Origin of the sequence: Streptomyces sp. NPDC050315, from assembly GCF_040655775.1 — a bacterium.
Lineage (GTDB): Bacteria > Actinomycetota > Actinomycetes > Streptomycetales > Streptomycetaceae > Streptomyces.
Window position 1 is genome coordinate 26,772 of the sequence record NZ_JBFAKN010000005.1, and the last position, 20,091, is coordinate 46,862.

The following is a 20,091-nucleotide window of genomic DNA, read 5'->3' on the forward strand; positions in this document are numbered from 1 at the left end:
ACCATGGCCCGTACACATGCGATGCACGCCCTGCGCAGACTCGCCGCCGAGCACGCGGCAGCACGAAGACTCCGGCTGCCCGCCGCCGACGTACGAGGGCTGGACCGGCGCGAACTCCTGGCGCGCGCGGGCGCGCTGGGCCTCGGCGTCGCGCTCGCCGCCCCGGCCACCACTGCGGCAGCGCAGCCCGCGCGCCCGCCGCGGACCGCCGCCACACCCCGTATCGCCGTCGTCGGCGCGGGCATCGCGGGCCTGACCGCGGCGCTCACCCTCCGGGACGCCGGACTGCCCTGCACGCTGTACGAGGCCAGTCCCGACCGGGTCGGCGGCCGGATGTACACCCAGCGCGACCACTGGGCGTACGGCCAGAGCTCCGAGATCGGCGGCGAGCTGATCGACACCGAGCACAAGAAGATGCACGAACTCTGCCGCCGCTTCGGCCTGCCCCTGGAGGACTTCCTCGGCGCGGGCCCCAACGGCGCGGAGGAGGTCCTCTGGTTCGACGGCACGTACTACCCGCGCGCGCAGGCGGACGAGGACTTCAAGGGCGTCTACCAGGCGCTCCGCCGCGACCTCCAGGAGGCGGGCGAGGTCACCTGGGAACAGAGCACCCCCGCCGGCACGGCCCTGGACAACATGTCGATACGGGAATGGATCGACTCCCGCGTGCCCGGCGGCTTCGCCTCCCCGCTCGGGCAGTTCATCGACGTCGCGTACAACGTCGAGTACGGCGCCGACACCGTCGACCAGTCCGCGCTCGCCCTCGTCCTGCTCATGGGCTACCAGCCCAACCCCGGCCGCTTCAACGTCTGGGGGCTGTCCGACGAGCGGTACCACATCACCGGCGGCAACGACCGGCTCCCGAAGGCCATCGCGGCAGCCCTGCCCGCCGGGACGCTCCGCATGGGCTGGTCCCTGACGGCCGTCACTGCGCAATCCGACGGCACCCAGACCCTCACCTTCAGCGACGGCGGCACCACCCGCACAGTCACCGCCGACCACACCGTCCTGGCCGTCCCGCTGCCCGTACTGCAACGCCTGGACCTCACCCGGGCCGGTTTCGACACCCGGATGACGAACCTGCTGCGGGACGCGCGGATGGGGTACTGCACCAAGCTCAACATGCAGTTCAGCGCCCGGCCCTGGCGCGGCAGCGGGCCCTGGCCGGGCGTCAGCGCCGGTGACTGCTTCACCGACCTGGACGCGCAGCAGACCTGGGACACCACCAAGGCGCAGCCCGGCACCGGCGGCATCCTCATCCAGTACGGCGGCGGCAGCCTCGCCCACGCGCTGACCCCGGCGGGGGCGTTCTCGACGGAGGCCGACCCGTACGTACGGGACCTGGCGCAGCGCCGGCTGACGGACATCGAGCGCTTCTTCCCCGGCACGAAGGCCGCCTGGACCGGCCGGGCGCAACTCTCCGCCTGGCACCGCAATCCGTACGCCCTGGGCGCGTACTCGTACTGGCCGGTGGGCTATCTGCACAAGTACGCGGGGTACGAGGGCGTCCGCCAGGGCAATGTGCACATCGGCGGCGAGCACACCTCGTACGACTTCCAGGGGTTCATGAACGGCGGGGCCACGGAGGGCGAGCGGGCGGCCCGCGAGGTGATCGCCGACGTGACGTGACGTGACGTACCTGACGTACCTGACGTACCTGACGTACCTGGCGTACTGCTAGCTGGAGTCGCGGACGATGAGGGTGGCGGGTGTGACGACGGGGGAGAGGTGCGCGCCGTCGTCCGCCGCCAGCCGGTCCAGGAGCAGCCGGGCCATCAGGCGGCCCATCTCCTGCACGTCCTGGCGGACCGTGGTCAGCGGCGGGTCCGCCCAGGCCGCCGGGGCGAGGTCGTCGTAGCCGACCACCGCGACATCCGCCGGCACCCGCCGGCCGCGCGCCCGCAGCGTGCGCAGCGCACCCGTGGCCATCAGGTCGGAGCAGGCGAAGACGGCGTCCAGGTCGGGGGCCGCGTCCAGCAGCTCGCCCATGGCCCGCTCGCCGCCCTCGGCGGTGAAGCCGCCGTCGGCGATCAGGCGGGGGTCCGCAGGGCGGGGCGCCAGCGCCTCGCGGTAGCCGTCCAGCCGGTCCTGGGCCGAGGTCTGGTCCAGCGGGCCGGTGATCACGGCGATCCGCCGTCGGCCGCGCTGCACCAGGTGGGTGACCGCCTGCCGGGCCCCGTCGCGGTTGTCGGTGTCGACGTACAGCGGGCGGGCCGCACCGGCGTGGCCGTCGTCCGAGTCGTCCGACCGGTCCGGGCGCCCGCCGAAGACCGTGGGCAGCCCCGCGGCCGCGGCCATCGCGGGCAGCGGATCGGCGCGGTGCAGCGAGAACATCAGCGCGCCGTCGACGTGCCCGCCCGACAGATACCGGCCGATGCGCGCGTGATCGCGGTCGCTCTCCACCATCATCAGCAGCAACTGGGTGTCGGCCGCGCCCAGTTCGCGGCCGATGCCGCGCAGCTGCTGGGCGAAGAAGGGGTCGGAGAACACCCTTGCCTCGGGCTCGGCGATGACCACGGCGACGGCGCCGGTGCGGCGGGTGACGAGCGAGCGGGCGGCGATGTTCGGGATGTACCCGAGCTCGGCGACCGCCTGCCGGACCCGCTCGCGGATCTCGGCGCGGACTCCGGTGCCGCCGTTGACGACGCGGGAGACGGTGGCGCGGGAGACACCGGCCCGGGCGGCCACCGCCTCCAGGGTCGGCCGGGAGCCGCCGGGCACGGACATCTTCGAACTCCTTCTGTTTCGCGGTGGGTTGACGGTACCGCCAGAAGTGGGCAGGGTGACCCTACTTCATCTGAGAGCGCTCTCACCCCACCCCCCACAAGGAGCCATCTCGTGATCTCTCGTCGCACCCTGCTCGGCGGCCTCGCCGCGGGCGCCGCCGCTTCCGGATTCGCCCTCGCCGGACACGCGAGCGGCACCCCCGGCCGTACGAAGGCCGCGGGGCTTCCCCTGGAAATCGCCAACGACTCCGGCGAGTTCGGCAATTCCTCGGTCTGGGTCTACATCGTCGGCAATGACGGCACCCAGCAGGTCCGGGTCACCCCCGAAGGAGAGCTGAAGCCCGTCGCCGTGTCCGACAACGGCTCCGACGGCTTCACCGACTACGCGATCCCGCTCGCCGCGAGCGGCACCACGACCCTCACGCTGCCGAAGATGTCCGGGCGGATCTACACCGCGCTCGGCGGCAAGCTGAAGTTCAAGGCCGTCGAGGACGGCAACGGCAAGGCGGCGCTGGCCTATCCGGCCGGCTGGGTGGACTCCGATCCCAACTACGGAGTCCTGCACGACTGCGCGGAGTTCACTTACAACGACGGCGGCATGTACTGCAACACCACCATGGTCGACATGTTCAGCGTGCCGCTGGCGATCCATTTGACCGGCGCGAAGGACCAGACAGCGGGGCTGCTGAAGGACGGCGCCCGGGCGAAGATCTTCTCGGACCTGGCCGGCATCGAGGGCTTCGGCGACCTGGTCGTCGACGACAAGCGGGTCATCGCCCCCGGGCACGGCCTGGACAGCGGCCGGTTCGCCAAGGACTACCTCGCCCCCGCCATCGACGAGGCATGGTCGGCGTACGCGTCCAAGGACCTGAAGGTCACCACCAACGCCGGCACCTTCACCGGCCGGGTCGCCGGGGACAAGCTCTCCTTCACCGGCCCGGCGAGCGTCTCGTTCAGCAGGCCCAGCACCCGCGACGTGCTCTTCTGCGACGGCACCCTCGCCGCGCCCAACGACGGCACCACGGGCCCGGTCGCCGCGATCCTGGGCGCCGCGCTGAACCGCGCCACCCTCACCTCGCACGCCGAGCAGCCCACCACCGACCCCGCCGCCTTCTACCAGCAGCGGCTCGCCAACCACTACGCCCGAGTGATGCACGACGCGACGCAGGACGGCAAGGCGTACGGCTTCGCCTTCGACGATGTCGCCGGCTTCGCCTCGTACATCGAGGACGGCGCGCCCAGCCGGATCAGGCTGACGCTGACGCCGTTCTGACCGGGCCGGACCGCCGCAGGGGCGTGCGGGGGCGGCTCAGCCCCCGTACGCCCCGCTCGCCGTCAGGCGCAGTGCCGTGTCGATCAGCGGGACATGGCTGAACGCCTGGGGGAAGTTGCCGACCTGGCGGCCGGCCTTGGAGTCCCACTCCTCGGCCAGCAGGCCCAGGTCGTTGCGGAGCGAGAGGAGCTTCTCGAAGAGCTTGCGGGCCTCTTCGACGCGGCCGATCATCGCCAGGTCGTCGGCGAGCCAGAACGAGCAGGCCAGGAACGCGCCCTCGTCGCCCTCCAGGCCGTCCAGGTTCTCCTCCGCGGCATCGGCGGAGGTGGGGTAGCGCATGATGAAGCCGTCGGGCGTGGCCAGCTCGCGCTGGATCGCCTCGATGGTGCCGATGACGCGCTTGTCGTCCGGCGGCAGGAAGCCCATCTGCGGGATGAGCAGCAGCGAGGCGTCCAGCTCCTTGGAGCCGTAGGACTGGGTGAAGGTGTTGCGCTCCGGGTCGTAGCCCTTCTCGCACACGTCCCGGTGGATCGTGTCGCGCAGCTCCTTCCACTCCTCCAGCGGGCCCTCGACGTCCCCGGACTCCATCAGCTTGATGGTGCGGTCCACCGCGACCCAGGTCATGACCTTGGAGTGGACGAAGTGCCGGCGCGGCCCGCGCACTTCCCAGATGCCCTCGTCGGGCTCGTCCCAGTGCTTCTCCACCCAGCGGATCAGCTTGATCTGGAGGAGGGAGGCGTAGTCGTTGCGGGCCAGGCCGGTCATGTGGGCGAGGTGCAGCGCCTCGATGACCTCGCCGTACACGTCCAGCTGGAGCTGGTCGGCGGCGCCGTTGCCGACCCGGACCGGCTTGGAGTTCTCGTACCCCGGCAGCCAGGTCAGCTCGTTCTCGCCGAGCTCGCGCTCGCCCGCGATGCCGTACATGATCTGCAGGTTCTCCGGGTCCCCGGCCACCGCGCGGAGCAGCCACTCGCGCCAGGCGCGGGCCTCCTCGCGGTATCCCGTGCGCAGGAGGGAGGAGAGGGTGATCGCGGCGTCCCGGAGCCAGGTGAAGCGGTAGTCCCAGTTGCGGGAGCCGCCGATGTCCTCGGGGAGGGAGGTGGTGGGCGCCGCGACGATGCCGCCGGTCGGCGCGTACGTCAGCGCCTTCAGGGTGATCAGCGAGCGGACCACCGCGTCACGGTACGGACCGTGGTACGTGCACTGCTCGACCCACTCGCGCCAGAAGTCCGCGGTGGCCGTCAGCGAGTTCTCCGGCTCGGGGAGCGGCGGCTGCTCATGATGCGAGGGCTGCCAGCTCATCGTGAAGGCGATCCGCTGCCCGGCCTCGACGGTGAAGTCCGAGTACGTGGTCAGGTCCTCGCCGTGGGTCTCGGCCGTGGTGTCGAACCACACCGAGTCCGGGCCCGCGACCGCGGCCGTGCGGCCGTCGACCTGGTGCACCCACGGCACCACCCAGCCGTAGGAGAACCGCATCCGCAGCGAGGAGCGCATCGCGACCTTGCCGCTGACGCCTTCCACGATGCGGATCAGCTGCGGCGCGCCGTCGCGCGGCGGCATGAAGTCGATCAGCCGGACCGTGCCGTCGGGGGTGTCCCACTCCGATTCCAGGATCAGGGAGTCGCCGCGGTATCTGCGGCGGTCGGAGGCGGGCGAGACGGCCTCCGCTTCGCCTTCCGCTTCCGCGGCCGGGCCCAGCCGCCAGAAGCCGTGCTCCTCGGTGCCGAGGAGGCCGGCGAAGACCGCGGGCGAGTCGAACCGGGGCAGGCACAGCCAGTCGACCGTGCCGTCCCGGCAGACAAGTGCGGCGGTCTGCATGTCGCCGATCAGTGCGTAGTCCTCGATGCGCCCGGCCACGTACATCTCCCGTTCGAACTGGGGTGACGCCCCCCGTGGGACGTGTAGATCTTCCGTCCTGCCCATTGAAAACCCCGCCGGGCTGCTGGTCCGGTATTCGGTTGGGGGTGATGCCGTTTCCGGATGGCCCGATGCGAGTGCCCGAGCAGGATACGACGCGCACGTGACATCCGCGCGACGCTCCGCTTCCCGGGGCTGGGCCGAATGGGTGGCCTGCGTCACGTCGGGGCCCGTATACGGGGAGCGATGTATTCCGGCCCGCGCGGGCGGGCGCGACCACGCTCTGTCGCTGATAGCCTGGTACCCCGTGGACCGGTGGGCCCGGAAGGAAGACCCGGCACCCCCGACCGCAGCGACGGCACCCCTGGAAATCCGGGCTCGCGCCGCTCCGCTCTTTCACTTCGCGACCACGGGAGTTCCGTCTTGGCCATGCCGCCCAAATCCTCGACGACCAAGCACATCTTCGTCACCGGGGGCGTTGCGTCCTCGCTCGGCAAGGGGCTCACCGCCTCCAGCCTGGGTGCGCTGCTCAAGGCCCGGGGCCTGCGGGTCACGATGCAGAAGCTGGACCCGTACCTCAACGTCGACCCCGGCACGATGAACCCCTTCCAGCACGGCGAGGTGTTCGTCACCAACGACGGCGCCGAGACCGACCTGGACATCGGCCACTACGAGCGCTTCCTGGACGTCGACCTCGACGGCTCCGCGAACGTCACCACCGGCCAGGTCTACAACACCGTGATCGCCAAGGAGCGACGCGGTGAGTACCTCGGCGACACCGTGCAGGTCATCCCGCACATCACCAACGAGATCAAGCACCGCATCCGCCGCATGGCGACCGACGACGTCGACGTCGTCATCACCGAGGTCGGCGGCACGGTCGGCGACATCGAGTCGCTGCCGTTCCTGGAGACCGTCCGCCAGGTCCGCCACGAGGTCGGCCGGGACAACGTCTTCGTCGTGCACATCTCGCTGCTGCCGTACATCGGCCCGTCCGGTGAGCTGAAGACCAAGCCGACCCAGCACTCCGTCGCCGCGCTGCGCAACATCGGCATCCAGCCCGACGCGATCGTGCTGCGCGCCGACCGCGAGGTCCCGACCGCCATCAAGCGCAAGATCTCGCTGATGTGCGACGTGGACGACGCCGCGGTGGTCGCCGCGATCGACGCCCCGTCGATCTACGACATCCCCAAGGTGCTGCACACCGAGGGCCTGGACGCCTACGTCGTGCGCAAGCTCGACCTGCCGTTCCGCGACGTGGACTGGACCCAGTGGGAGGACCTGCTGGACCGCGTCCACAACCCCGACCACGAGGTCAAGGTCGCGCTGGTCGGCAAGTACATCGACCTGCCCGACGCCTACCTCTCGGTCTCCGAGGCGATGCGTGCCGGCGGCTTCGCCAACCGCGCCCGCGTGAAGATCAAGTGGGTCACCTCCGACGACTGCCGCACCGCGGCCGGCGCCAAGAAGCAGCTCGGCGACTGCGACGCGATCCTCATCCCGGGCGGCTTCGGCGAGCGCGGCGTGGAGGGCAAGCTCGAGGCGATCACCTACGCCCGCGAGAACAAGATCCCGCTGCTGGGCATCTGCCTGGGCCTGCAGTGCGTCGTCATCGAGGCGGCCCGCAGCCTGGCCGGCGTGGCGGGCGCGAACTCCACCGAGTTCGACCCGGCCGCCGCCGACCCGGTCATCTCCACCATGGCCGAGCAGCTGGACATCGTCGCCGGCGAGGGCGACATGGGCGGCACGATGCGGCTCGGCATGTACCCGGCGAAGCTCGCCGAGGGCTCCATCGTCCGCGAGGTCTACGGCGGCAAGGAGTACGTCGAGGAGCGCCACCGCCACCGCTACGAGGTCAACAACTCCTACCGCGCCGAGCTGGAGAAGAAGGCCGGCCTGCAGTTCTCCGGCGTCTCCCCGGACAACAAGCTGGTGGAGTACGTCGAGTACCCGCGCGAGGTGCACCCCTACCTGGTCGCCACCCAGGCGCACCCGGAGCTGCGCTCCCGCCCGACCCGGCCGCACCCGCTCTTCGCGGGTCTGGTGAAGGCCGCCGTCGAGCGCAAGACCGGCAAGGCCGCCGGTAAGTAATCCACCGGCCGGAAGATACGGTTACCGGGGTGCGGACTTTGCGGTCCGTACCCCGGTTTCTGCTTGTTTGGGAGGACGCGCATGGCCATCAAGGACACCCCCGAGGAGTGGCGGATCACCGCGACGGCGACCCCGTTCACCGGTAACAAGACCAGCGTCCGCACGGACGAGGTCGTCATGCCGGACGGGTCCACCGTGAAGCGGGACTACCAGGTCCACCCCGGCTCGGTGGCCGTTCTGGCCCTGGACGACGAGGGCAAGGTCCTGGTGCTGCGCCAGTACCGGCACCCCGTACGCCACAAGCTCTGGGAGATCCCGGCCGGGCTGCTGGACGTGCCCGGCGAGAACCCCCTCCACGCCGCCCAGCGCGAGCTGTACGAGGAGGCGCACGTCAAGGCCGAGGACTGGCGGGTGCTGACCGACGTCTACACCACCCCCGGCGGCTGCGACGAGGCCGTACGGATCTTCCTGGCCCGTGGTCTCTCCGAGGCGGAGGGCGAGCGCTTCGAGGTCGAGGAGGAAGAGGCCGACATGGAGCTGGCGCGGGTGCCGGTCGCCGACCTCGCGCGCGGCGTGCTGGCCGGCGAGCTGCACAACAACTGCCTGGTCGTCGGCGTGCTGTCGCTGCTGGCCGCGCAGTCGGGTGACGGCCTGGAGGCGCTGCGCCCGGCCGAGGCGCCGTGGCCGGCCCGGCCGTTCGAGGCGTAAAGGAGCAGGCCGGACCGCTTGTCGGGCGGGACCGGACTCCTTCCGGAATTACTGCTTCCATTTTTGTCAGATTTACGCGGTATGTCCGCCGTGATCCACGGCACCTGTGAACTACGCTCGTCGCATCCCGGCCGCAGCGGCGGCCGGCTCGTACGCGCAAGTGAACGGGAGCGTGGCCCGTGGCGGAGCAGGCGGTGGACACCGGCCGGACGGTGACGGCGTCGGGGGCCGGACGAAGAGGAGCGGGCCGGACCGGCGTACCGGCGGCGACCGCCCCGCCGGCCCCCGCCGCCTTCGCCGGCCGCCGCCGCGAACTGGCCGCCCTGCGCAGCGACATCGAACGCGCGGGGCTGGACACCCTCTCCGGCCGCAAGGGCGCCCGCAGCCGGGTGCTGCTGATCGCCGGGCGGCCCGGCTCGGGCCGCAGCACGCTCGCCGCCGAACTGGCCCGGCAGCTGGCCGGCGACTACCCGGACGGCGTGCTGCGCACCTGGCTGTCCACCGCCGACGGCCGGCCCGTGCCCACCGCCGACGTCGCCCGCGACCTGCTCACCCGGCTCGGCGAGCGGGTGCCGGCCGGCGCGGACGAGGACGAGCTGACCGAGGCGCTGCGCACCGCGCTGGCCGACCGGCGCGCCCTCCTCCTGCTGGACGACGCGGCCGGCCCCGAGCAGGTCGAGCCGCTGCTCCCGGACGCCCCGGACTGCCTGGTCCTCGCCGTCTCCGCGGGGCCGCTGACCGGCATCACGGACGTGCGGCCCTGCACGCTCGGCGGCCTGGACACCGCCGCCGGCGTGGAGATCCTGACCCGGTACGCGGGCCCCACCCGCATCACCGTCGACCCGCGCACCGCCGAACAGGTCGTCCAGGACTGCGGCGGCCAGCCCGCCGCGCTGGTACTGGCCGGCGGCTGGCTCGCCGCGCACCCCAAGTCCTCGCTGTCCGACCTGCTGCGGACGCTGTTCCTGCTGCCGCCCGGCGAGGAGGAGGCCGCGCCCGTCCCGCGCCCGCTGGCCCGCGCCTTCCGGCTGGCGTACGAATCGCTGCCGCCGACCGCCGCCCGGATACTGCGACTGCTCTCGCTCGCCCCGGCCGGCCTCGTCGACGCGCACACCGCGTCCGCGCTGGCCGGCTGCTCGGTGGGGGACGCCGAACCCACCTTGCGCGACCTGGGCGCGCGGGGGCTGCTGCGGCCGGTGGAGCCGGAGGTTCCGGTGCCCGGTGGCCCCGACCCGCTGGCCGGGCTGCCGGCGCAGTACCGCGTACCGAACTGCCTGGTGCCGCTGCTCCGCGAGCAGGTACGCGCCCATGAGCGCCCGCAGGAGATCCAGCTCTCCCGGGCCCGGATGCTGGAGCGGACCGTACGGCAGCTGCAGTCCTGCCGGGCGATGGGGGAGCCCGCCGGGTCCCCGGCCCGCGAGCGGATCTCCGGACTGCCGCGGTCGCTGCGCTTCGGATCCGTCCCCGAGGCCGCGGCCTGGCTGCGCAGCCGTCGCCCGGCCCTGCTGGACTCTGCCCGGATCGCCGTCGCGGACGGCGAGCTGGACACTCTGGACCGGCGGCTGATGGCCGCGCTGGTACGGGCGCTGCTCGCCCATGAGGCGCCCGAGGCGGCGGCACCCGACCTGTACGGGCTGCACGGGCTGGTCCTGGAGGTCGCGGAGCGGCGCGGTCTGGCCCGCGAGAAGGCCGCCGCGCTGCTGAACCTCGGCGATCTGGACGCCGAGGCGGGCCGGGCGCAGAACGCGCTGGCCCGGTACCGGGGCGCGCTGGAGTCGGCGCGCGCGGTCAAGGACCCGGTCGCGACCGGGCGGGCGCTGGAGTCGCTGGGCGGTACGTACGCCGAGCTGGGCGACTGGCAGCGGGCCGCCGACTGGTACGGACGGGCGCTGGAGCTGCGGCTCTCCCGCGGGGACGCGGCCGAGGCGGCGCGGCTGCACGGGCGGCTGGGCGCGGTGCACACGTATGCGGGGCGCTGGGCCGAGGCGCTGCGGGAGTGGCGGGCCGCTCACGGCGCGTATCGGAGGGCCGATGACGCGGTCGGGCAGGCGCGGGCGACGGGGGAGATCGCGCGGGTCCAGGAGTACGCGGGACGGCCCGAGCAGGCGCTGCGTACCTGCTTCGAAGCCCTGGAACTGGCCCGGAAGGCGGCCGACGGGCGGCTGGAGGCGGCGCTCCAGCTGCGGATTGCGGACACCTTCGAACGGCTCGGCGACCCTGCGGCAGCAAGGCTGCACCGGGGCCTGGGGGAGCGACTTCTCGCAGATCACCCGGCCTGACCTACGAAATCGGTGGCGGTCCCCGCGAAAGTAATTGCTTTGCAAGGCTAGACAACAAGAGCTCCTTCAATAGACTGGCAGAGCCGCGGTTCTCGCGGTCACATCCGTCATGCGTCTGTATGTATGGATTTTTCTCTGCAAGCACTCATTCAAGGACCGTGATCGACGTGAAGGTCGGCATCCCCCGCGAGGTCAAGAACAACGAGTTCCGGGTGGCGATCACGCCCGCCGGTGTCCACGAGCTCGTCCGCAACGGCCACCAGGTCTTCATCGAGAAGGACGCCGGTCTCGGCTCCTCCATCACGAACGAGGAGTACGTCGGCGCCGGCGCCGCCATCCTCGACACCGCCGACGAGGTGTGGGCCACCGCCGACCTGCTGCTGAAGGTCAAGGAGCCCATTGCCGAGGAGTACCACCGCCTCCGCAAGGACCAGACGCTCTTCACGTACCTGCACCTCGCCGCCTCCCGCGAGTGCACGGACGCGCTGATCGAGTCCGGCACCACCGCGATCGCGTACGAGACCGTCGAGACCGCGGGCCGCCAGCTGCCGCTGCTCGCCCCGATGTCCGAGGTCGCGGGCCGCATCGCCCCGCAGGTCGGCGCGTACCACCTGATGCGCCAGGCCGGCGGCCGCGGCGTGCTGCCCGGTGGCGTCCCCGGCGTCCACGCGGGCAAGGCCGTCGTCATCGGCGGTGGCGTCTCCGGCTGGAACGCCGTGCAGATCGCCGTGGGCCTGGGCTTCCACGTCACGCTGCTCGACAAGGACATCAACAAGCTGCGCGAGGCCGACAAGATCTTCGGCACCAAGGTGCAGACCGTCGTCTCCAACGCCTTCGAGCTGGAGAAGGCCGTCGTCGAGGCCGACCTCGTCGTCGGCGCGGTCCTCATCCCGGGCGCCAAGGCCCCGAAGCTGGTCACCAACGAGCTCGTCGCCAAGATGAAGCCCGGAAGTGTCCTTGTCGACATCGCGATCGACCAGGGCGGCTGCTTCGAGGACTCGAAGCCGACCACCCACGCCGAGCCGACCTTCCAGGTCCACAACTCGGTCTTCTACTGCGTCGCCAACATGCCGGGCGCGGTGCCGAACACCTCCACCTACGCGCTGACCAACGCGACGCTGCCCTACATCATCTCGCTGGCCAACAACGGCTGGGTCGAGGCGCTGCGCCGCGACGCCGCGCTGGCCAAGGGCCTCAACACCCATGACGGCAAGGTCGTCTACGCCGAGGTCGCCGAGGCGCACGGTCTGGAGTCCGTCGAGCTGAGCACCCTGCTGGGCTGATTCGTCAACACGGCGCGTCAACACCGCGCGCACGGCCGGGCCTTGAGACCTTCAGGCCCGGCCGTGCGCGTTTGCGACAGTTTTCCGCGGCCGTCCGAGACCGACCTTCGGCAAGCCCTCATCAACTCGTAACGAACGTTGCCCTTCGCCCCTTTCGCACACCCCCGAAACCTCACGGATGTGCGCCGCGCGCCCTTGACATCGGGGTGTTCCATTGCCGACACATCGTGCCGGGTCCGGTGGATTGTGTTGCTGCGGACGCCCGACACGCCATAGAGTCGCCAACCGTCGGCATGGTGTCACGCTGACCTATCGATAAGTTTCCTGGTCACATCCAAGGAGGTAAGACGACTTGTGAATGAGTCGACATTTACTCCCGGAGGTGGTCGACCAGGAGCGGTTGCACGGGGCCAGGGTCCCTCGGGGCACGAGGCTGTCGGCTCCGTCGCTGTCCACACCTTCGCAGCCCAGAAGAGCATGACGACGACAGCCCACCAGAGCATGGACGGCCATCAAGTGAACGCCACGGCCGGCGACCAGGGCGGCACAGACCAGGCCCGCTTCGCCGACTACGACGACCTGCCCGAGGGGCACTTCTACGATCCGGACGCGGAGTACGAGCCGGATCCGGAGTACGCGGCGACGCTCGCGCCGGACGCCGCGCGCCAGCGCCGCGAGCGCATCGGCCCGACCGGTCGCCCCCTTCCCTACTTCCCGATCCCCGGACCGCTCTCCGAGCACGGCCCGGCGAAGATCATCGCGATGTGCAACCAGAAGGGCGGGGTCGGCAAGACGACCTCGACCATCAACCTGGGTGCCGCGCTCGCCGAGTACGGCCGCCGGGTGCTGCTGGTCGACTTCGACCCGCAGGGCGCCCTCTCGGTCGGCCTCGGAGTCAACCCGATGGAGCTCGACCTGACGGTCTACAACCTGCTCATGGAGCGGGGCATGTCGGCCGACGAGGTCCTGCTGAAGACGGCGGTCCCGAACATGGACCTGCTGCCCAGCAATATCGATTTGTCAGCCGCAGAGGTGCAGCTCGTCAGCGAGGTCGCCCGCGAGTCGACCCTGCAGCGCGCCCTGAAGCCGCTGATGAACGACTACGACTTCATCGTGATCGACTGTCAGCCCTCGCTCGGCCTGCTCACGGTCAACGCGCTGACGGCGGCTCACAAGGTCATCGTCCCGCTGGAGTGCGAGTTCTTCGCGCTGCGCGGCGTGGCGCTGCTGACCGAGACGATCGAGAAGGTCCAGGAGCGGCTCAACCCCGACCTGGAGCTGGACGGCATCCTCGCCACGATGTACGACTCGCGCACCGTGCACAGCCGTGAGGTCCTCGCGCGCGTCGTCGAGGCGTTCGACGATCACGTCTACCACACCGTGATCGGCCGTACGGTCCGCTTCCCCGAGACCACGGTCGCGGGCGAGCCGATCACCACGTACGCCTCCAACTCCGTGGGTGCCGCCGCCTACCGACAGCTCGCCAGGGAGGTGCTCGCCCGGTGTCACGCCGAGTGAGTCTGCCCGGCGCCGACGAACTGTTCCGCACCACCGGGGGGACGGCGCTGCAGTCCTCCTCGCCCCGTAAGCCGGCCAACGGCACGCCCGCGAACGGCGAGGCACCCCGGGTGCCCGCGCCGGGCGGCGAGGCCGACCCCACCGCGCCGCAGCAGGGCAACGCCGCGCAGCGCCGGCCCGAGGGCGAATCGGCCCCGGCGGCGTCCGGGGCGGTGGCGCCCGCGGAGCACAGCGGACGCGACACGGCCGAGGAGGCCGGCAAGGGGCGCCGCAGGCAGGAGCCCGCGGCCGCCGCGGGACCCGGGGCGCAGGCCACCGGGGGCGCCGCGCGGCGGCGCGGCCGGGGCGCGAACCGCCGCCCCAGCGGCCGCGAGCGGCACGACGAGAAGATCACCGTGTACGTCTCCGCCGAGGAGCTGATGGACCTGGAGCACGCGCGCCTGGTCCTGCGCGGCGAGCACGGCCTCGCGGTGGACCGCGGCCGGATCGTCCGTGAGGCCGTCGCGGTCGTCCTCGCGGACCTGGAGTCCCGGGGGGACGCCAGCATCCTCGTGAGGCGTTTGAGGGGCCGCTGAGCGCGTTCTCGGGGCCGTCCTGCGTCTTCGGTGGGGCCAGGCTGCGGAACTCCGGCCGCCCGGGCGGCCGGGTCCGCGCCGCCCGGCGGGTGCCGGGTTAGCCTTCGGACACCGGCGGGTGCCTGCCCGCCGGTGATCCAGCCCGGCGCCGCGCGCGGCACGGGACCGCAGCGTATGGACCACGATGCCGACGACCCACGACGACCCCGCAGCGCTCGCCCCGCGCCGTACCTTGGGCCATGGCCCGGGCGCGACCCCGGAGCCGGAGACCGCCGCGCCTCCTCCGGAGCCGGTCGCGGCAGTACCGGAGCCAGTACCGGCAGCCGTACCGGAGCCCGATGCGGCGGCCCCCGAAGAGGCCGCATCCGGCGAGCCCGAAGAGACCGGGCCCGCCGAGCCCGCGGACGCCACCGTCACCGGGGACGGGAAGTTCACCCTCCACCTGGAGAACTTCGAGGGCCCCTTCGACCTCCTCCTGCAGCTGATCTCCAAGCACAAGCTGGACGTCACCGAGATCGCGCTCTCGCAGGTCACCGACGAGTTCATGGCGCACATCCGGGCCATGGGACCGGACTGGGACCTGGACCAGACGACGGAGTTCCTGGTGGTCGCGGCGACCCTGCTGGACCTGAAGGCCGCGCGGCTGCTGCCCGCCGCCGAGGTCGAGGACGAGGCGGACCTCGCCCTCCTGGAGGCGCGCGACCTGCTCTTCGCGCGGCTGCTCCAGTACCGCGCGTACAAGGAGGTCGCCGACATCTTCAGCCGCCGCCTGGCGGACGAGGCACGCCGGTACCCGCGTACCGTCGGGCTCGAACCGCACCACGCCGAGCTGCTGCCCGAGGTGGTGATCAGCATCGGCGCCGAGGGGTTCGCGAAGCTCGCCGTGAAGGCGATGCAGCCCAAGGCCAAGCCGCAGGTGTACGTCGACCACATCCACGCGCCGCTGGTCAGCGTCCGGGAACAGGCCGAGGTGATGGTGGCGCGGCTGCGCGCGGCGGGCGAGGCGTCCTTCCAGGAGCTGACCGAGGACGCCCCGGACACGCTCACGGTCGTCGCGCGCTTCCTGGCGCTGCTGGAGCTGTACCGGGAGCGCGCGGTGGCCCTCGATCAGCCCGAGGCGCTGGGCGAGCTGACCGTCCGTTGGGCCGGTACGGAGGACGGCGCGGAGCCGGTGGTCACGGACGAGTTCGACCGGCCGCCGGAGCAGCGGGCCGAGGGGAAGACCGAGAAGGAGACAGCGTGACCGAGCCCGGCACCGCCGAAGAGACGTACGACCTCCCCGAGGCGCAGGCCCCCGAGTCCCCCGAAGGGCCGGCCGGCGCCCTCGGGGTCGCGGCGCTGGACCTGAAGCCCGCACTGGAGGCCGTCCTCATGGTCGTCGACGAGCCCGCCACCGAGGAGCACCTCGCCAAGGTGCTGCAGCGCCGCCGCCGCGACGTGGCGATCGCGCTGCGCGAACTGTCGGACGACTACACCCGTCAGGGCCGCGGCTTCGACCTGCGGCTGGTCGCGGGCGGCTGGCGGTTCTACACCCGCCCGGAGTACGCGGACGCCGTCGAGAGCTTCGTACTGGACGGCCAGCAGGCCCGGCTGACGCAGGCCGCATTGGAGACTCTGGCCGTGGTCGCGTACCGTCAACCGGTCAGCCGGTCCCGGGTCTCGGCCGTGCGCGGTGTCAACTGCGACGGCGTGATGCGCACCCTCCTGCAGCGCGGTCTGGTCGAGGAGGCGGGCACGGAAGGCGAAACAGGTGCGATCCTGTACAGGACGACGAACTACTTTCTGGAGCGGATGGGCCTGCGGGGCCTGGACGAGCTCCCCGAGCTCGCCCCGTTCCTCCCCGAGGCGGACGCGGTCGAGGGCGACTCCCGGGAAGGTGTGCCGTCGTTCGACGTAGACGACAGCGGCGACTCCCACACGGGTCAGACGAACTAGACGGATCATTGATGCGAAGCAGCGGCAGGAACAGCAGCGGCGGCGGTAGGGGCAACTACCGGGGCGCCGGCAACCAGCGCGACGACAAGCAGAAGCGCGCGGGCAAGCCTCGTCCCGAGGAGCGCCGCTACGACGTCGGCGGATCCGGTTCGGGCGGCCCCGGTGACGGGCCCCGCAAGGGACGCGGCGCGGCGGCCCGCGGCGGCGCCAAGGGCGGCCCGAAGGCCAGCCCGCGCAGCCAGGAGGGCAAGGGCGCCAAGGGAGCCCGCGGCCGCGGCACCTCTCCGGCCCGCCCCCGCGAGCTGGACGCGAAGATCGAGGAGCGCAACCGCGCCCGGTACGACAAGCCCCAGATCAAGACCCCCAAGACCTTCGGCGACCAGGAGGGCGAGCGGCTCCAGAAGGTGCTGGCCCGCGCGGGCATGGGCTCGCGGCGCGCCTGCGAGGAGCTGATCGAGCAGGCCCGCGTCGAGGTGAACGGCGAGATCGTCCTGGAGCAGGGCGTCCGCGTCGACCCGGAGAAGGACGAGATCAAGGTGGACGGCCTGACCGTCGCCACCCAGTCCTACCTCTTCTTCGCGCTGAACAAGCCGGCCGGCGTCGTCTCCACCATGGAGGACCCGGACGGCCGCCAGTGCCTGGGCGACTACGTCACCAACCGCGAGACCCGGCTCTTCCACGTCGGCCGCCTCGACACGGAGACCGAGGGCATCATCCTGCTCACCAACCACGGTGAGCTGGCCCACCGCCTGACCCACCCCCGGTACGGCGTGCAGAAGACGTACCTCGCCGCCATCCAGGGCCCGCTGCCGCGCGAGATCGGCAGGATGCTCAAGGACGGCATCCAGCTGGAGGACGGGTACGCGCGCGCCGACCACTTCCGGGTCGTGCAGCAGACCGGCAAGAACTACCTGGTCGAGGTGACCCTCCACGAGGGCCGCAAGCACATCGTGCGCCGGATGCTCGCCGAGGCCGGCTTCCCGGTCGAGAAGCTCGTCCGGACCTCCTTCGGGCCGATCTCGCTGGGCGACCAGAAGTCCGGCTGGCTGCGCCGGCTGACCAACACCGAGGTCGGCATGCTGATGCGCGAGGTCGATCTGTAGGCCGTACCGGCTGTCGTACCCGCCGTCGGCAGTTGCGGCAGCGGGGGACCACCCCTTATCGTCACGATGACGACTAAGGGGTGGTTTTTCTCATGTCCGCGAAGGATCCCGCGACCGGCGCACTCATCGGCCTCGCACTCGGAGACGCGCTCGGTTACCCGACCGAGTTCAAGAGCGTGCCGGCGATCGAGGCCGCGTACGGCCCGTGGCGCGGGCTCGACCTGCCCACGCCCGCGTACATCACCGACGACACGCAGATGACGCTCGCGCTCGCCCGCGGCCTCCGTACGGCCATGGAGCGCGGCCCCCTGGACGCCGCGGCCTTCGAGCCCCCCGTACGCAGCGAGTACATCGCCTGGTGGCGCTCCCCGGACAACAACCGCGCCCCCGGGAACACCTGCCTGACCGCCTGCCGCCTGCTGAGCGAGCCGGGCCGCCCCTGGGCCGAGGCCAGCCAGATCGGTTCCAAGGGCTGCGGCGCCAACATGCGCGTCGCCCCCATCGGGCTCGCCCCCGGGCTGACCGCCGACCAGCGGGCGGGCGCCGCCCAGCTCCAGTCGGCGCTCACCCACGGCCACCCCACCGGCCTCGCCGCGAGCGACCTGACGGCGTACGCGATCCACGCCCTCGCCCAGGGCGCACGCCCCGCCGACCTCCCCGCCCTCCTCCGCGCGTACGCCCACGACCAGCGCACTCTCTACCGTGCCGACTGGCTCGGCGACCTCTGGAAGTACGCCCACGACGACTCCGCCCAGGCGTTCATCGCGCGCGGCTGGGACGACTGCCTCGGGGTCCTCGACCGCCTCGACGCGGCCCTGCGCAACCCCGACCCGGAGGCCGACCCCTGCCTGGCCACCGGCGAGGGCTGGATCGCCGAGGAGGCCCTGGCCACCGCCCTGCTCTCCTTCCTGCTCTTCCCCGAGGAGCCCGTCACGGCGCTGCGCCGCGGCGCCGTCACCGGCGGCGACTCCGACTCCATCGCCTGCCTGGCCGGCGCCTTCGCCGGTGCCCACCTCGGCTCCGACGCCTGGCCCGCGGCCTGGGTGGACCGCATCGAGCACCGCGACGAGCTGCTCTCCTTCGGCCGGCTCTGGGACTGAGGCGGCCGTCTCGCAGGGCGGGCGTGGACGGCGGCTGTCAGTGGCAGTCGATACGCTGATCAGGTGGACAGGTGCGGCGGCGCACCGACCGGGAAGCGAGGAGCAGGGACGTGGCGGTACGTGCGGTCCGAGGGGCCGTTCAGCTGGAGCGGGACGAAGCGGAGCACATGCATGAGCAGGTGTCCGAGCTGCTGACCGCCATCCTGGAGCGCAACAGCCTCGTGCCGGACGACCTGATCAGCGTGTGGTTCACGGCCACGCCCGATCTGCACAGCGATTTCCCCGCGGTCGCGGCCCGCAAGCTGGGTATCACCGACGTTCCGCTGATCTGCGCGCAGGAGCTGGAGATCGCCGGGGCCATGCCGCGCGTGGTGCGGATCCTGGCGCATGTCGAGAGCGACCTCAGCAAGGCCGAGATCGCGCACGTCTACCTGGGCGCGGCGGGCGCGCTGCGGAAGGACATCGCGCAGTGAGGACCGCGATCGTCATCGGGACGGGCCTGATCGGCACCTCGGCCGCGCTGGCGCTGAGCGCCCGCGGCGTGCGGGTGCACCTCGCCGACCACGACGCGGCCCAGGCCCGTACGGCGGCGGCGCTCGGCGCCGGGACCGTGGAGGAGCCCGAGGGCCCGGTCGACCTCGCGATCGTCGCGGTGCCGCCCGCGCATGTCGCGGCGGCGCTGGCGGACGCGATGCGGCGCGGCGTGGCCCGCGCGTATCTGGACGTGGCCAGCGTCAAGGCCGGTCCGCGGCGCGAGCTGGAGGCGCTCGGCCTGGACCTCACCCCGTACATCGGTACGCACCCCATGGCGGGCAAGGAGCGGTCCGGGCCGCTGGCCGCGACCGCCGACCTCTTCGAGGGCCGCCCGTGGGTGCTCACGCCGACCCGCGACGGCGACACCGAGGTGCTCAATCTCGCGCTGGAGCTCGTCGCGCTGTGCCGGGCCGTCCCGGTCGTCATGGACGCCGAGGCACACGACCGCGCGGTCGCCCTGGTCAGCCACACGCCCCAGCTGGTCTCCAGCATGGTCGCGGCGCGGCTGCGGGGCGCGGATGAGACCGCCGTACGGCTGTGCGGCCAGGGCATCCGCGATGTGACCCGGATCGCGGCCTCCGACCCCGGCATGTGGATCGACATCCTGTCGGCGAATCCGGGGCCGGTCGCGGACGTGCTCTCCGAGATCGCCGCGGACCTGGACGAGACGGTGCAGGCGCTGCGCGGGCTGCAGTCCGCCGACGAGGCCAAGCGCGGCGCGGGCGCCGGCGGCATCGAGGACGTGCTGCGGCGCGGCAACGCGGGCCGTGAGCGGGTGCCGGGCAAGCACGGCGCCGCTCCCGCCGCGTACGAGATCGTGGCCGTGCACATCGGCGACCAGCCGGGCGAGCTGGCCCGGATCTTCGCGGACGCCGGGCAGGCGGGCGTCAACATCGAGGACGTCCGCATCGAGCACGCGACAGGCCAGCAGGCGGGCTTCATCCAGCTCACGGTCGAACCGTCGGCGGTGCCGGTGCTGACCGCGGCGCTCCGCGAGCGCGGCTGGTCCATCCGTCAGTAAGGGCCGCGGGGAAGTCACGGACGCGGCCGCGGCAAGCGTCACAAACCCCCCACGCCCCTGGGGGGAAAACGTGTCTGCGTGTACCCGG

The 20,091-nt window shown here is 72.0% G+C and carries 16 protein-coding genes; 14 read left to right on the forward strand and 2 right to left on the reverse strand.

All coding sequences use genetic code 11. The features are described from left to right. Positions 1-3: 3 nt before the first annotated feature. Positions 4-1,629: an NAD(P)/FAD-dependent oxidoreductase gene (locus AB0I82_RS19050; protein WP_363258456.1), complete on the forward strand. Its 1,626-nt coding sequence runs from the start codon at positions 4-6 to the stop codon at positions 1,627-1,629. A gap of 48 nt (positions 1,630-1,677) precedes the next feature. On the opposite strand, the gene AB0I82_RS19055 is transcribed toward AB0I82_RS19050, so the two are convergent. Beyond that, positions 1,678-2,727, reverse strand: a complete 1,050-nt coding sequence (locus AB0I82_RS19055) for a LacI family DNA-binding transcriptional regulator (protein WP_363258457.1) — start codon at positions 2,725-2,727, stop codon at positions 1,678-1,680. A gap of 111 nt (positions 2,728-2,838) precedes the next feature. Between AB0I82_RS19055 and AB0I82_RS19060 the strand changes: the two genes are divergently transcribed. Next, positions 2,839-3,999, forward strand: coding sequence for a beta-1,3-glucanase family protein (locus AB0I82_RS19060; protein WP_363258458.1), 1,161 nt, complete (start codon positions 2,839-2,841; stop codon positions 3,997-3,999). A gap of 36 nt (positions 4,000-4,035) precedes the next feature. Here the strand turns inward: AB0I82_RS19060 and AB0I82_RS19065 are convergent, their stop codons facing one another. Further along, positions 4,036-5,856, reverse strand: a complete 1,821-nt coding sequence (locus AB0I82_RS19065) for a glycoside hydrolase family 15 protein (protein ID WP_363258459.1) — start codon at positions 5,854-5,856, stop codon at positions 4,036-4,038. A 429-nt stretch (positions 5,857-6,285) separates the two neighbouring features. On the opposite strand from AB0I82_RS19065, the gene AB0I82_RS19070 reads away from it, so the two are divergent. The 12 genes from AB0I82_RS19070 to AB0I82_RS19125 all read left to right on the forward strand — a co-directional run bounded on the left by AB0I82_RS19070 (position 6,286) and on the right by AB0I82_RS19125 (position 20,003). Further along, positions 6,286-7,947 carry a CTP synthase gene (locus AB0I82_RS19070; protein WP_363258460.1) on the forward strand — a complete coding sequence of 554 codons (1,662 nt, stop codon included), beginning with the start codon at positions 6,286-6,288 and terminating at the stop codon, positions 7,945-7,947. 81 nt (positions 7,948-8,028) lie between these two features. Then, complete coding sequence (locus AB0I82_RS19075) at positions 8,029-8,655, forward strand: NUDIX hydrolase (protein WP_363258461.1); 627 nt, start codon at positions 8,029-8,031, stop codon at positions 8,653-8,655. Between the two features lie 179 nt (positions 8,656-8,834). Continuing rightward, a complete protein-coding gene (locus AB0I82_RS19080; RefSeq protein ID WP_363258462.1) occupies positions 8,835-10,934 on the forward strand; it encodes a tetratricopeptide repeat protein in 2,100 nt (699 codons plus the stop codon). Positions 10,935-11,101: 167 nt separating this feature from the next. Next, positions 11,102-12,217 (forward strand): alanine dehydrogenase, encoded by a 1,116-nt coding sequence (gene ald, locus AB0I82_RS19085; RefSeq protein ID WP_363259061.1) that lies wholly within the window; start codon positions 11,102-11,104, stop codon positions 12,215-12,217. A 354-nt stretch (positions 12,218-12,571) separates the two neighbouring features. Beyond that, on the forward strand, positions 12,572-13,735 hold the full coding sequence (locus AB0I82_RS19090; RefSeq protein ID WP_078601149.1) for a ParA family protein: 1,164 nt from the start codon (positions 12,572-12,574) through the stop codon (positions 13,733-13,735). Further along, the gene (locus tag AB0I82_RS19095) at positions 13,732-14,310 is read left to right on the forward strand and encodes a hypothetical protein (RefSeq protein WP_363259062.1); all 579 of its coding nucleotides are present in this window, start codon (positions 13,732-13,734) and stop codon (positions 14,308-14,310) included. The genes AB0I82_RS19090 and AB0I82_RS19095 overlap by 4 nt, the downstream gene beginning before the upstream one ends. A gap of 184 nt (positions 14,311-14,494) precedes the next feature. Continuing rightward, on the forward strand, positions 14,495-15,553 hold the full coding sequence (locus AB0I82_RS19100) for a segregation/condensation protein A (RefSeq protein WP_363258464.1): 1,059 nt from the start codon (positions 14,495-14,497) through the stop codon (positions 15,551-15,553). A 95-nt stretch (positions 15,554-15,648) separates the two neighbouring features. Next, positions 15,649-16,245 carry an SMC-Scp complex subunit ScpB gene (gene scpB / locus AB0I82_RS19105; protein ID WP_363259063.1) on the forward strand — a complete coding sequence of 199 codons (597 nt, stop codon included), beginning with the start codon at positions 15,649-15,651 and terminating at the stop codon, positions 16,243-16,245. Positions 16,246-16,256: 11 nt separating this feature from the next. Further along, positions 16,257-17,348 (forward strand): pseudouridine synthase, encoded by a 1,092-nt coding sequence (locus tag AB0I82_RS19110; RefSeq protein WP_363258465.1) that lies wholly within the window; start codon positions 16,257-16,259, stop codon positions 17,346-17,348. A gap of 92 nt (positions 17,349-17,440) precedes the next feature. After that, positions 17,441-18,448, forward strand: a complete 1,008-nt coding sequence (locus AB0I82_RS19115) for an ADP-ribosylglycohydrolase family protein (protein ID WP_363258466.1) — start codon at positions 17,441-17,443, stop codon at positions 18,446-18,448. Positions 18,449-18,558: 110 nt separating this feature from the next. Then, complete coding sequence (gene aroH / locus AB0I82_RS19120; RefSeq protein ID WP_030266891.1) at positions 18,559-18,921, forward strand: chorismate mutase; 363 nt, start codon at positions 18,559-18,561, stop codon at positions 18,919-18,921. Then, positions 18,918-20,003, forward strand: a complete 1,086-nt coding sequence (locus AB0I82_RS19125) for a prephenate dehydrogenase (RefSeq protein WP_363258467.1) — start codon at positions 18,918-18,920, stop codon at positions 20,001-20,003. Before aroH ends, AB0I82_RS19125 begins: the two co-directional genes overlap by 4 nt. The last annotated feature ends 88 nt before the right edge of the window (positions 20,004-20,091 follow it).

What these genes read in the sequence shown, in the direction of transcription:
- AB0I82_RS19055 (WP_363258457.1), bottom strand. Translation starts at nt 2,727, where the DNA reads ATGTCCGTGCCCGGCGGCTCCCGGCCGACCCTGGAGGCGGTGGCCGCC.
- AB0I82_RS19050 (WP_363258456.1), top strand. Translation starts at nt 4, where the DNA reads ATGGCCCGTACACATGCGATGCACGCCCTGCGCAGACTCGCCGCCGAG.
- AB0I82_RS19100 (WP_363258464.1), top strand. Translation starts at nt 14,495, where the DNA reads ATGCCGACGACCCACGACGACCCCGCAGCGCTCGCCCCGCGCCGTACC.
- AB0I82_RS19075 (WP_363258461.1), top strand. Translation starts at nt 8,029, where the DNA reads ATGGCCATCAAGGACACCCCCGAGGAGTGGCGGATCACCGCGACGGCG.
- AB0I82_RS19110 (WP_363258465.1), top strand. Translation starts at nt 16,257, where the DNA reads ATGCGAAGCAGCGGCAGGAACAGCAGCGGCGGCGGTAGGGGCAACTAC.
- AB0I82_RS19070 (WP_363258460.1), top strand. Translation starts at nt 6,286, where the DNA reads ATGCCGCCCAAATCCTCGACGACCAAGCACATCTTCGTCACCGGGGGC.
- AB0I82_RS19115 (WP_363258466.1), top strand. Translation starts at nt 17,441, where the DNA reads ATGTCCGCGAAGGATCCCGCGACCGGCGCACTCATCGGCCTCGCACTC.